Here is a 12,599-nt window from a genome sequence, read left to right on the forward strand (position 1 = left end):
GTCAAGTGTATGACAATTTGCTCAGGAACGATCCATTTTTGCCATGGCCACAGAAGCCGCGGAAGTGCGCGTTTCTACACCTAGTTTCACGAACACGTGTTCGAGGTGTTTGTTGATGGTGCGCGGGCTGGTGCCGAGGATGTCGCCGATGTCGCGGTTGGTCTTGCCTTTGATGACCCAGTTCAGCACCTCCGACTCGCGCTGCGTCAGTTTGAAGGTAGCCATTAGCTTTTCAATTTGCGCGGTGTCCGATTCTTCGCGCAGCACGATCATCCACTGCTCGTTTTCGCTGAACTCTGCCGCCGAGAAGATCAGGCGGCGACCACTGCGCGCGAGCGTCAGCGGCGGATGCGATTGGCCCTGGCTGTGCGCCAGCTGCGTCGCATGCAGCCATGCGGGCAGCTCGGCATCGGCCATGTAGCCTTGCATCAGCGTGCGCGCCAACGGCGTTTGCCAGACGACTTTACCGTCGCGCGGGGTCATGGCGATGACGGCGTTGCCGAAGGCGTCGAGCGCAGTGCGGGCCTGGTCCATCAGGCGTGCGGTTTGCATGTGCGAGGCGATGCGGGCTAACACCTCGCTGGTGCGCAGCGGCTTGGTCACGTAGTCGTTGCCGCCGGCGTCGAAGGCGGCGACGACGTGTTCCGCCTCGGTCAGACCGGTCATGAATACGACCGGGATGTGGCGTGTGGCGAGGTTGGCTTTCAGGTGGCGGCAGGTGTCGAAGCCGTTCATGCCGGGCATGATGGCGTCCAGCAGGATGATGTGCGGCTGCGCTTCGGCGGCGCGGATCAGTGCTGTTTCGCCGTTGTTCGCCACCAGCACGGTGTAGCCGGATTCGTCGAGCGCGTCGTGCAGCACGGCGAGGTTTTCCGGGACGTCGTCCACCACCAGTACGATGTTGGATTCACTGTTGAAGTTCATTGGTTTCTTTCACAAAGTCCGCCATCGCATCGAGCTGGAAGCGGGCGGCAAAGTTGCGCATGGTGTCGGCGAATTGCGGGTACTGCGGCGCAATCTCGTCGAGTTTTTTCTGGATGCCGCGCACGTAGCCGACGCGTATTAGTTCGCGTAGCGCGGTCATGATGTCTTCAGGCGGGAATACCAGTTCTGACGGCGCGGCGGGAGCAGGGCGTTCTTCGCGGGCTTGGGTGATCCATTCCAGCGACAGGCGCGCACCGATCCAGTCCAGTAGTTCGCTCACGTTCACCGGTTTGACGAAGAAGTCTTCAGCGCGGATGGCGGCTGGATTTTCCATGCCTTTGTCGAAGGCGTTGGCGGAGACGATGGCGATAGGCGTCACCGACATTTCTCGGCGGCGCAGGATGTAGCTGGCTTCCCAGCCGTCCATGCCGGGCATGGCGAGGTCCATCAGGATCAAGTCCGGTTTGAAGGTGGCGTATTGGTCGATGCATTCGAGGCCGGATTCGGCTTGTGCTATTTCGAAGCCCAATGGTTGCAGGATGTTGAGCAGCAGTTCGCGGTCCACGCGTTCGTTGTCGACTACCAGGATGCGGCGGCGCGCGCCGTGGTAGCCGGTGCGTTGCGGCGTTGCCTCGCGGCGGCGTCCACCTGCGTAGCTGCCGCCAGCGCCGTCCCCACCTGCGCTGCTGCGCGCATCACGAACATGCACGCTAGGCAGGAACAGGCGCACCTGGAAGATGCTGCCGCGCGCCGAGCTGCGGACTTTTAGTTCGCCGCCCATCAACTGCGTGAGCATGCGGGCGATTGGTAACCCAAGGCCGGTGCCGCTGGCGTTGGCATGTGCGCTGGCGCTGCCGCGCGAGAATGGTTCGAAGATGTGATCAATCTCTTCTTGGAGGATGCCAGGGCCTGTATCTTCGATTTCAAACGACGCCATTTCGCGCGCATACTGCAAGCGCATGACGATGCCACCATGGCTGGTGAACTTGACTGCGTTGCCAAGGATGTTGATCAGGATTTGTCCGAGCCGCTTGCGGTCCGCGCGTACGCAGTGCGGCAGGCTGCCCGTTAGCTCATAGCGGAAGCTCAGTCCCTTGTTGGCCGCCTGCAGTTCGAACATGCGCACCACCTGGCCGATGAAATCGGGGAAGTCCAGCTCCTTCATATCGAAGTTTAATTTGCCGCTCTCGATGCGGGCGATGTCCAGCGTGCCTTCGATCAGCGATAGCAAATGCTCGCCGCTGTTGCGGATCACGCGCACGGCTTGCTGGCGATGCGCCGGAATCGCCGGATCGTTGTCCAGTAGTTGGGCGTAGCCGAGGATGGAATTCAGCGGCGTGCGGATTTCGTGGCTGATGCCGGCGATGTAGCGGCTCTTGGCTTGATTGGCCAGATCTGCGGCTTGCTTGGCTTGCTGTAGCTGGGCGTCGGTTTGCTGGTGTAGCTCGATCTCGCGCGTCAGCAGGCCGGTTTGGCGGTTCGATTCTTCCTGCGCCACTCGGCGGCTCTCGCTGGTCAGCACCAGCCACCATGCGACGATGCCGCTCAATAGCAGCAGTGCCGCAAACACCTTGAAGAACACCAGCTGCAATTGCGGCAGCAGCGCGGCATCCGGCAGCACGGATTGTTCGTGGTAGTAGATTAACCCAAGCAGTGCTCCTAGCGACAGTACGGTGACGATCATCAGCAGCAGGTAGTGTCCCAGCCCGCTGCTCAAATAGCGCCACAGCGATTGCGGCAGGATGGCGCGCATAGCCTCTTGCCACTGCACGGCCACGCGCGCGTGCGGCTTGCAGGTGTCGTTGCAGCGCGCATCGAGGCAGCAGCACAGGGAGCAGATCGAACCTTGGTAGGCCGGGCAGTGCGCCATGTCGTCGGCTTCGTATTCTTTTTCGCAGATCACGCAGGTTTTGCTGTGCAGCGCTTCGGCAGGGCGGGCGATGTAGTACTTGCCGCGCGTCGCCAATGCGATCAGCGGGGAGGTCACCAGCGCCGTCACCAGCGCGATGAAAGCGGAGAAGGCCTGCGCCTGCGCGCCGAAGCTGCCCATGAAAGCCGCCACCGACAACGCGGACGCCAGCAGCATCGCGCCCACGCCGACTGGGTTGATGTCGTACAGGTAGGCGCGGCGGAACTCAATGCCTTTCGGGCTAAGGCCCAACGGCTTGTTGATGACCAGGTCCGCCACCACCGCCGTAATCCAAGAAATGGCGATGTTGGAGTACAGGCCCAGTACCTGGTCCAGCGCCTGGAACACGTCGAGCTCCATCAGCAGCACTGCGATCAGCGCATTGAATACGGCCCACACCACGCGGCCCGGATGGCTGTGCGTCAGGCGCGCGAAGAAGTTGGACCATGCCAGCGAACCAGCATAGGCGTTAGTCATGTTGATCTTCACTTGCGACACCACCACCAGCAGCGCAGTCGCTGCCAGCGCCGCTTGCGGATGCGAGAACACAAGGCCAAATCCAGCCAAATACATATGTGTCGGATTCACCGCCTGTGCCAGCGGCATGGCGCTGCTGATGCACAGCCATGCCAGCAGCGCGCCGCCCAGCATCTTGGCGATGCCGAGCAAGATCCAGCCCGGCCCCGCCATCAGCACACCGAAGTGCCAGCGCAGGCGATTCTGCTTCGTCTGCTGCGGCATGAAGCGCAGGAAGTCGACCTGCTCGCCGATCTGCGTAATCAGCGCTACGCCCACCGCCGTCGCCGCGCCGAACATCAGCACATTGAAGCTGCCGTGCGTGCCTTCGCGGCCGGCGTAGTTCAGCAACTGCGCCGGTAGTTCCGGGCGCTTCATGAAGATCGCGATGAAGGGCAGGGCCATCAACACCAGCCAAACCGGCTGCGTCAGCATCTGGATGCGCGAGATCAGCGTGACGCCGTGCGTCACCAGCGGAATCACCAGCAGTGCGCTGACCATATAGCCTATCCATAGCGGCAGGCCAAAATACAGCTCCAGCGCATAGGCCATGATGGCCGCTTCCAACGCAAAAAGGATGAAAGTGAAGGAGGCGTAGACGAACGACGATATCGTCGAGCCGATGTAGCCGAAGCCTGCGCCGCGCGTCAGCAGATCCATGTCCACGCCGTAACGCGCCGCGTAGTAGCTGATCGGCAGGCCGGTGAGGAAGATGATCAGTCCCACCGCCATGATGGCCCACAGCGCGTTGATAAAGCCGTAGTTGACGGTGATGGTGCCGCCGATCGCTTCCAGCACCAAAAATGAAATCGCCCCGAACGCAGTGTTCGACACGCGAAACACCGACCAGCGGCGGAAGGCGCGCGGCGTGTAGCGCAGCGCGTAATCCTCGATGGTTTCGTTGGCCACCCAAGTGTTGTAGTCGCGCCGGATTTTGACGATGCGCTGAGTTGTGGTCATAAAAAAAGCAGCTAGTGAACTAGCTGCTTTTCAAGCAAGTTACATGCCTATTGAACCGAAAGACCGAAAAATCAGAAGCGATGCTTGCCCGCGTGGAGCTTGTCGAGCAAGCGCTTGAGTTCTTCTTCCATCGCTGGCGACAGATTGGCGAACTGGCAGCCGATCTGCACTTGCTCACCGAGCAGGAAGGAGCGGAAGGTACGCGACAGGCGCACTTCCAGGTCGGCGATCATTACCGAATCCGGGCCCAGCTCCAGGCGCACGCGTTGCAGCTTTTTGCCGACGTGCAGGCCAATCGCATCGCGCGGCGCGGCGCGCATGCCAACGCCGCCAGCCGAGAAGTCGTACAGCTGCAGCTCGTACGGCTTGCCGTTGAGGACGAAGGAAGCCATGTAGTACACGCCCAGCGGTGTTTCCAGCCGCGCCGAGGAGCGACGGTTTAGCACTTGGCACTTGAGTGGGAATTCCAGATTCAGCAAGGTCGGCTGTTCCGGCAGCGTCGGCCAGGTGTCCGAGGTCAGGTTGAACTGCACCTTGGCCGAGCGCATCCACGCAACGAAGGTGGCGGCGCCAGGCGGCAGGAATTCGCCTTCGTTCAGTTCCAGCACGAAGTAGGGATGTTCAGGATCGACCGAGCGGATCCTCGCCATCACCACGTTGGTGGCGGAGGACGGATAAATCGAGACTGCCTCGCCGGATTCCGCCAGCAAGGTCAGGGCATCACCGATGTCATGTTCATCGGTCATGTCGTGGGGTTTCGAACCCGTCGCGATTGGCTCCACAGCGTCTTTTAGGGTGGGGGGCCCGCGTCGAAATTCATTTGGTATTGGATCGTTCACGACGGCATATCTCTTTGATAATGACTTCTACAATGCGAGGTCGATCTAAGCAGTTTACAGCGTATTCAGCTTTTTGGCTTGCAAAAAGGCAAGAATATTTGAGTGCGTGTGGTTCAGAAGCGCTCATCCGGACGCAAATAGCGCCACTGGCCGACCGGCAAGTCACCTAGTTTCACTTTGCCGATGCGGACTCGTTTCAGACCAACAACTTTCAAGCCCACCATGTCGCACATGCGGCGAATCTGGCGCTTCTTGCCTTCCTTCAGCGTGAAGCTGAGCTGATCGTCGTTTTGCCAGCGGACCTTGGCCGGCAGCAGCGGCTTGCCGTCCATCCACAGGCCGTGGTTGAGTTTCTTCAGGTCGCTGTCAGGCAGCTTGCCCGGTTTGGTGTACTCGACGCGTACCAGGTATTCCTTGTCGACCTCGGTAGTTTCGCCTATCAAATGCTTGGCGACGCGGCCGTCTTGCGTCAGCACCAGCAGGCCGACCGAGTCGATGTCGAGGCGGCCAGCCGGCACCAGCGAGCGCAGCTGCGTCGGGTGGAACATCTCAGGCGATGGATCTTCCGGCCAGCGGTTTTCCGGCTTGATCAGCACCACGGCCGGCTGGTAGCCATCTTCGGCCTGGCCGCTGACGTAACCCATCGGCTTGTTGATCAGGATGGTCACGCGCTTGGATTGTTCGGCCGCAGCCTGGCGCTCCACGGTGACTTTCTGGCTTGGGTAAATCTTGGTGCCGAGTTCGTTGACGACTTTGCCGTCAACGCGGACCCAGCCGCGTTCGATCCATTCGTCGGCCTCGCGGCGCGAGCACAGGCCCAGTTCGGACATACGTTTAGACAGGCGGAGTAATTCTTCAGACATGATGATGCTCTTATTTTCTAAAACAGACAGGTTAGACCTTGATGGCGTCCAGCAGGTCGGTTTCCAGCTGGATCTGGTTGCGGGCGTTGTTGAGGGCCGCGCCATCGATCAGGAATACGTCTTCCACACGCTCGCCCAAGGTCATGACCTTGGCGGTGTGCAGGTTGATATGGTATTTGGACAGCACGTTGGCGATCGAGTACAGCAAGCCGGTGCGGTCGTTGGCTGCTACGGATAGCAGGTAGTATTGGCCACGCTCGTCCGGCCGCAAGTCCACCGTCGGCTGGATCGGGAAGGTGCGCGACAGGCGCGACAAGCGGCCCTTGCCCGGCGCTGGTAGCGGCTCGGGCGTGGTCAGCAGGCCGCACAGCTCATGCTCGATCAGGCTGATGATGTCGCGGTAGCTCTTGGCAAAATTCTGCTCGGTGACCAGGAAGGTATCGAGCGCGTAGCCGTGGCGCGTGGTGTGGATCTTGGCATCCAGGATGGAGAAGTTCTTGCGGTCGAAATAGCTGCAAATGCGCGCAAACAAATCCGGCTGGTCCTTGATGTAGACGGCGATCTGCAAGCCCTCGCCAATCGGCGCCAGTCGGCATTTGACCACCGGTTGCTCGCTGTTGAAACGCTCGTACAGCGCGCGCGTTTGCCAGGCGATGTCGGAGGCGTCATGGCGCAGGAAGTAGGCCACGTCCAGCTGCTTCCAGAAGGCTTCGTGCGCGTTGGCCTCCAGACCGTACAGGCGCAGCGTGGCCAGCGCTTCCTGCTGGCGGTTGCGCAGTTCGTTGTCGGCGCTGTGTTCCTCGCCGCCCAGCACGCGCAGGGTGATCTTGTACAGGTCTTCCAGCAGCTTGGCTTTCCACGCGTTCCAGACTTTCGGGCTGGTGCCACGGATGTCGGCCACGGTCAGCAGGTACAGGCCGGTCAGGTGGCGCTCGTCGCCCACCACTTTGGCGAAGGCCTGGATCACGTCCGGATCGGACAAATCCTGCTTCTGCGCCACTTGCGACATGGTCAGGTGGTTCCCGACCAGGAAGATGACCAGTTCGGTATCCTCGTCGCTCATGCCGTGCTCGCGGCAGAACTGCTCGGCGTCAGCCATGCCGAGTTCAGAGTGGTCGCCGCCGCGGCCCTTGGCGATGTCATGGAACAGCGCCGCTAGGAACAGCACCCACGGCTGGCCGAAGTTGGCCATCAGTTGGCTGCAGAACGGGTATTCGTGCGCGTGTTCGGCCATCGTGAAGCGGCGCATATTGCGGACTACCATCAGGATGTGCTGGTCCACCGTGTAGACGTGAAACAGGTCGTGCTGCATCTGGCCGACGATCTTGCGGAAGTTGGGCAAGTAACGGCCCAGGATCGACAAGTCATTCATGCGGCGCAGCGCGTGGATGATGCCGACCGGCGCCTGCATGATGCGCAGGAACAGCGAACGGTTGACCGGATCGGCGCGGAACGCTGCATCGATCTGGAAGCGCTCGTGCCACAGCGCGCGGGTAGCGCGCGCCGTCATGCCTTTGAGCGAAGGACGTTCGGTCATCAGCAGGAAAATTTCCAGCATGGCCGACGGCGTTTTTTCAAAGGTGTCGTCCTCGACGATGTCGATCAGGCCGTTGACATCGTTGAAGCGCTCGTTGATGCGCACCGCCTCGCCCGATTTCGGGAACAGGCGTTCTTCAATGTTTTGCAGCAGGATGGTGTTGAGCTGGGTGACGGTCTTGGCAGCCCAGTAGTAGCGCTGCATCAGGTATTCGCTGGCGCGGCGCATGTGGACGCCGCTGCCGGTGGCGGTCAGGCCCAGTGATTCGGCGATGGCGGTCTGCACGTCAAATACCAAGCGGTCTTCGCGGCGGCCGGCGTGCAGGTGCAGGCGCACGCGGATGTCCTTGAAGGCGCGCTCTTTTTCCATCAGCTGTTTGGCTTCGGTCTGCGTGATCAGGCCGCTGGTGGCCAGCGTGCGCCACGAGTTGGCCAGGCCGGAGGCTTTTACCAGCCAGAGGATCACTTGCAGGTCGCGCAGGCCGCCCGGGCTTTCCTTGCAGTTTGGTTCGAGACTGAACGCCGTGTCTTCATACTTGGCATGACGCTGGCGCATTTCCAGCACTTTGGCGTGGAAGAAGGCGCGCGGGTCCATCGCTTCGGCGTAGCGTGCTTCCAGTAGCTGGAACAGCTGCTCGTCGCCGCAGATGATGCGTGCTTCGAGCAGGCTGGTTTGGACCGTGATGTCGGCGGCGGACTCGCTCAGGCACTCGTCCACGGTGCGGATGCTGTGGCCGATTTCGAGGCCGAGGTCCCACAGCAGCTGCACCAGTTCTTCCAGTTTGGCCGTGGTGTCGGCGTCGGGTGCTTGCTCCAGCAGGATCAGCAGGTCGACATCGGAGTGGGGGAACAGCTCGCCGCGGCCGTAGCCGCCGACGCCAACCAGTGCCGTGTTGTCCGGCAGGCCGGCCGCGTGCCAGGCCGTGGTCAGTACTGCGTCCACGCTCTGGCGCAGGCTGCGCAGCAGTTTTTCCGGCTTGCCATCCTCACGGAATCCCGCGATGACGACCTGGCGGTCGGCCTTCAGCTGGCGCTTCAGTTGCTCGCGCAGTTCCTTCTTCATCACGGCCGCGTTCACGGTTTACGCTGCCTTGGCAGCTGCGCCAGTGATGAAGGCTGGCGGCGGCGGGCTGCCGGCCGACAGGGTCAGCACTTCGTAGCCGGTTTCGGTCACGAGCAGCATGTGTTCCCACTGCGCCGACAGGCTGCGGTCCTTGGTTTTGATGGTCCAGCCGTCGTTCATTTCGCGGATTTCACGCTTGCCGGCGTTGATCATCGGCTCGATGGTGAAGATCATGCCTGCTTCCAGCTTGACGCCGGTGCCAGGGCGGCCGTAGTGCAGCACTTGCGGTTCTTCGTGGAATACCTTGCCGATGCCGTGGCCGCAGAACTCGCGCACCACGCTGTAGCCGGCTTTTTCGGCGTGCTGCTGGATGGCGTGGCCAATGTCGCCCAAAGTGGCGCCCGGCTTGACTTGCTGGATGCCCAGCCACATGCATTCGTAAGTGATGTCGGACAGGCGCTTGGCCAGGATCGACGGTTCGCCGATGAAGAACATGCGGCTGTTGTCGCCGTGGTAGCCGTCCTTGATAACGGTGATGTCGAGGTTGACCACGTCGCCGTTCTTCAGCACTTTGTCGCCCGGGATGCCGTGGCAGATCACGTCGTTGACGGAGGTGCAGATGGCTTTGGGGTAGGGCGTGTAGCCCGGTGGGCAGTAATTCAGCGGCGCCGGGATGGTGCCCTGCACGTTGACCATGTATTCGTGGCACAAGCGATCCAGCTCGCCGGTGGTGACGCCCGCTTTAACGAAGGGGGTGATGTAGTCCAGCACCTCGGAGCCGAGGCGGCCGGCAACGCGCATGCCTTCGATATCTTCAGCGGTTTTGATGGAAATAGACATATTGGATCGCAATCAGCAAAGTAAACGGTGAACACGCCAGCTGCGCCGTGGGCCCGGAAGGGCTACGGCGCATGGCGTGCAATATGTCGAAATTATAAACGACGACGCGGGTGTCGTGCGGCTGGTGCGGGCTGGCCTTATTTAGCTGCCTTGGTCTGGCGGCGCACTTGCCAGCCGACCAGGCCGAGACCTGCCAGCAGCATGGCCCAGGTATCGGCTTCCGGCACCGCTGTAATATGAGGGCCGCCACCGCCGTCGCCGTCGGCGAACACGAAACCGGCGTTATGGGTGTACAGGCCGTAGCGGCTATCGTCTGCCGCTTCCGCCAGTTCTTCCTCGGTCAGGATGTCGCCCAATGCGCCCAGCGCGCGTTTCTGGGCGGCGCGGCGTGCCATTTCCTCCGGGTCGTCCAGTGGCATATCGTCACGCGGTGGTGCGTCGGCCAGGCCGAGGTCGGCAAATTCCACTGGTGCGGCCAGCTCGCGCTCGTCTTCCTTCGGCTTGGCGGCGACGGCAGGGGCGTTGCGGGTGATACGGCTGACGTTGCCGCAAATGCGCGGCACCAGGATGCAATGCTGATCGACGCAATACACTGCGCCCGGCTCGCTGCGGCTTGCGCTCCATTTGCTGCGGGTGACGGTGCCGCAGACCGAGGCGCGGCCGAAGTGCATGTCTCGGATGGCCGCGCCATACTGGTATTTGCCGTTGATGCCGTCGCGCGTGATGTCGACCTTGTCGTCCGACTGGCCTTCGGCCAAGCGCCGCTTCAGCGTGCTGCGCACCGCTTCCGGGATGTCGGTGTAGCGGTCGATGGCGGCAGCGGTGCTGCCGGTATATGGGTTGTGGCCCGGGTTATCCCAGGAGCAAGTGGGCTGGACGGTGGTGGCGGCGACCAGGGTGACGGCTAGCAATAAGGGCATGATGATCTCTCAGGGCTAAACGCAGTCGCAGGTTCTGGGCGCGGCGAATGATTAATGAATCGAAACTTTAATGTCCCCAATGATATTACATTTTAATTAGCTATGGATCTATGGTTACAAATTTGTTTCGGCTATGAGCCATTTTGGTGCGGCCCGCACCGTCGTGGGGCGCTTTGAGGGAGTGGGAATGCTTGCTCTATACCCTGTTTTCAAGGTAGAATCTTGGGTTGCTTGAATTTGGTTTAAGCAATGTTGTAAATTCCGTTAATTTTAAACACGCGAATCCGGTCGACAAGGGTGCCTGGCAATTGCCAAGGTGACTGGTCGGATTCCAGATCTAACCCTGGAGTAAATTATGTCCGTAACTATGCGCGAAATGCTGGAAGCCGGTGTCCACTTCGGTCACCAAACCCGTTTCTGGAACCCAAAGATGGCGCCGTTCATCTTCGGTCACCGCAACAAGATCCATATCATCAACTTGGAAAAGACGATGGGTATGTATCAAGAAGCGATGAAACACGTGAAACAGGTTGCCGCAAGCCGTGGCACCATCCTGATGGTAGGCACCAAGCGTCAAGCACGCGATATCATCGCTGCTGAAGCCCAGCGCGCAGGCGTTCCTTTCGTCGACCAACGCTGGTTGGGCGGCATGCTGACCAACTTCAAAACCATCAAAACCTCGATCAAGCGCCTGAAAGACATGGAAGCCGCTGTGGAAGATGGTTCGGTTGAGAAACTGTCGAAAAAAGAAGCGCTGATGTTCCAACGCGAAATCGTCAAGCTGCAAAAATCGATCGGCGGCATCAAAGACATGGGCGGCGTTCCTGACGCAATCTTCGTCGTTGACGTTGGCTACCATAAAGGCGCCATCACCGAAGCCGCTAAACTGGGTATCCCAGTGATCGGCGTGGTCGATACCAACCACTCGCCAGAAGGCGTGCAGTACGTCATTCCAGGCAACGACGACTCGTCGAAAGCCATCACTCTGTACGCCCGCGGCGTAGCAGATGCGATCCTGGAAGGCCGTTCGGCAGCCGGCGCTGAAGTTGTTGAGCTGGTAAAAGCCGCAGCCGGCGACGAATTCGTCGAAGTTAGCGAACAGGCTTAATCGTTCCTGACAGGCTGTAAGAAAAAAAGGGGTGGCCAACAGCTCCCCCTTTTTTTTGATATACGCACCCCACCGAATACTGAAATACCGAATACAGGAGAAACACATGGCAGCGATTACTGCAGCAATGGTAGGCGAACTGCGCGCGAAAACTGACGCGCCAATGATGGAATGCAAAAAAGCACTGACCGAAGCCGAAGGCGACATGGGTCGTGCGGAAGAGATCCTGCGCGTCAAGCTGGGTGGCAAGGCTGGTAAAGCAGCAAGCCGCATCACCGCTGAAGGCGTGGTAGCGACCTACATCGCCAACGGCGTAGGCGCCCTGGTTGAAGTCAACTCGGAAACCGACTTCGTTGCGAAAAACGACGACTTCCTGAACCTGGCGAACACCGCTGCCCGTCTGGTAGCTGAAAAGAACCCGGCTGACGTCGCTGCTCTGTTGGCGCTGCCAGCAGGCGACGAAGGCAAAACCCTGGACGAAGTGCGTGCTGCACTGATCGGTAAAATCGGCGAAAACATGTCGATCCGCCGCTTCCAGCGTTTCGAAACCACCGCCAAACTGGCTTCGTACCTGCACGGCACCCGTATCGGCGTAGTCGTTGAATTCGACGGCGCGGACGAGCAAGTGGGTAAAGACGTAGCGATGCACATCGCTGCAATGAAACCAGTGTCGCTGTCGGCTGACCAGGTTCCTGCTGAACTGATCGAAAAAGAGCGTTCGGTAGCCCAACTGAAAGCGGACGAAGATGCAGCTGCTGCTGTTGCCGCTGGCAAAACCCCACAAGCTGCCGACATCGTCGCCAAGCGCCTGGAAGGTTCGGTACAGAAGTACCTGAAAGAAGTATCGCTGCTGAACCAAGCTTTCGTGAAAAACGACAAGCAATCGATCGAGCAGATGCTGAAAGAAAAATCGACCGCCGTTAAAGCGTTTGCCATGTACGTGGTAGGCGAGGGCATCGAGAAGAAAGTAGACGACTTCGCAGCAGAAGTGGCCGCTCAAGTGGCCGCCTCCAAAGGAGCGTAATAAAGAAAACGGGCCGAGAGGCCCGTTTTTTTAAGCTGTCTTCCGTAACACCTGCAGTACCCGGCGCTTGGCAATGTATGATAAGCGCCGGAGACTT

Annotated in this window: 9 protein-coding genes; 2 read left to right on the plus strand and 7 right to left on the minus strand. The window is 60.1% G+C overall.

The genetic code is table 11. From position 1 onward, the window contains the following. Positions 1-21: 21 nt before the first annotated feature. The 7 genes from GTP46_RS07815 to GTP46_RS07845 all read right to left on the minus strand — a co-directional run bounded on the left by GTP46_RS07815 (position 22) and on the right by GTP46_RS07845 (position 10,370). Entirely contained in the window at positions 22-924 is a 903-nt protein-coding gene (locus GTP46_RS07815; protein ID WP_161006054.1) for a response regulator transcription factor, read from the minus strand. Beyond that, positions 908-4,309 carry a hybrid sensor histidine kinase/response regulator gene (locus GTP46_RS07820; RefSeq protein WP_161006055.1) on the minus strand — a complete coding sequence of 1,134 codons (3,402 nt, stop codon included), beginning with the start codon at positions 4,307-4,309 and terminating at the stop codon, positions 908-910. The genes GTP46_RS07815 and GTP46_RS07820 overlap by 17 nt, the downstream gene beginning before the upstream one ends. Before the next feature lie 71 nt (positions 4,310-4,380). Further along, positions 4,381-5,055, minus strand: coding sequence for a flagellar brake protein (locus GTP46_RS07825; protein WP_161006056.1), 675 nt, complete (start codon positions 5,053-5,055; stop codon positions 4,381-4,383). A gap of 206 nt (positions 5,056-5,261) precedes the next feature. Further along, positions 5,262-6,011 carry a pseudouridine synthase gene (locus GTP46_RS07830; protein WP_161006057.1) on the minus strand — a complete coding sequence of 250 codons (750 nt, stop codon included), beginning with the start codon at positions 6,009-6,011 and terminating at the stop codon, positions 5,262-5,264. Between the two features lie 31 nt (positions 6,012-6,042). Beyond that, a complete protein-coding gene (locus GTP46_RS07835) occupies positions 6,043-8,610 on the minus strand; it encodes a [protein-PII] uridylyltransferase (protein ID WP_161006240.1) in 2,568 nt (855 codons plus the stop codon). 18 nt (positions 8,611-8,628) lie between these two features. Further along, the gene (map, locus tag GTP46_RS07840; protein WP_161006058.1) at positions 8,629-9,450 is read right to left on the minus strand and encodes a type I methionyl aminopeptidase; all 822 of its coding nucleotides are present in this window, start codon (positions 9,448-9,450) and stop codon (positions 8,629-8,631) included. A gap of 137 nt (positions 9,451-9,587) precedes the next feature. Then, positions 9,588-10,370, minus strand: coding sequence for an MHFG family PEP-CTERM protein (locus tag GTP46_RS07845; protein ID WP_161006059.1), 783 nt, complete (start codon positions 10,368-10,370; stop codon positions 9,588-9,590). 355 nt (positions 10,371-10,725) lie between these two features. Between GTP46_RS07845 and rpsB the strand changes: the two genes are divergently transcribed. Next, positions 10,726-11,478 carry a 30S ribosomal protein S2 gene (gene rpsB / locus GTP46_RS07850; RefSeq protein WP_161006060.1) on the plus strand — a complete coding sequence of 251 codons (753 nt, stop codon included), beginning with the start codon at positions 10,726-10,728 and terminating at the stop codon, positions 11,476-11,478. A 106-nt stretch (positions 11,479-11,584) separates the two neighbouring features. Next, positions 11,585-12,502, plus strand: a complete 918-nt coding sequence (tsf, locus tag GTP46_RS07855) for a translation elongation factor Ts (protein WP_161006061.1) — start codon at positions 11,585-11,587, stop codon at positions 12,500-12,502. Positions 12,503-12,599 lie beyond the last annotated feature (97 nt).

Origin of the sequence: Duganella flavida (assembly GCF_009857445.1) — a bacterium.
Taxonomy (GTDB): Bacteria; Pseudomonadota; Gammaproteobacteria; order Burkholderiales; family Burkholderiaceae_D; genus Rugamonas; species Rugamonas flavida.

Coding starts and splice junctions, on each gene's coding strand:
- tsf (WP_161006061.1), top strand. CDS start 11,585: ATGGCAGCGATTACTGCAGCAATGGTAGGCGAACTGCGCGCGAAAACT.
- GTP46_RS07830 (WP_161006057.1), bottom strand. CDS start 6,011: ATGTCTGAAGAATTACTCCGCCTGTCTAAACGTATGTCCGAACTGGGC.
- GTP46_RS07825 (WP_161006056.1), bottom strand. CDS start 5,055: ATGACCGATGAACATGACATCGGTGATGCCCTGACCTTGCTGGCGGAA.
- GTP46_RS07815 (WP_161006054.1), bottom strand. CDS start 924: ATGAACTTCAACAGTGAATCCAACATCGTACTGGTGGTGGACGACGTC.
- rpsB (WP_161006060.1), top strand. CDS start 10,726: ATGTCCGTAACTATGCGCGAAATGCTGGAAGCCGGTGTCCACTTCGGT.
- GTP46_RS07845 (WP_161006059.1), bottom strand. CDS start 10,370: ATGCCCTTATTGCTAGCCGTCACCCTGGTCGCCGCCACCACCGTCCAG.
- map (WP_161006058.1), bottom strand. CDS start 9,450: ATGTCTATTTCCATCAAAACCGCTGAAGATATCGAAGGCATGCGCGTT.
- GTP46_RS07820 (WP_161006055.1), bottom strand. CDS start 4,309: ATGACCACAACTCAGCGCATCGTCAAAATCCGGCGCGACTACAACACT.
- GTP46_RS07835 (WP_161006240.1), bottom strand. CDS start 8,610: ATGAAGAAGGAACTGCGCGAGCAACTGAAGCGCCAGCTGAAGGCCGAC.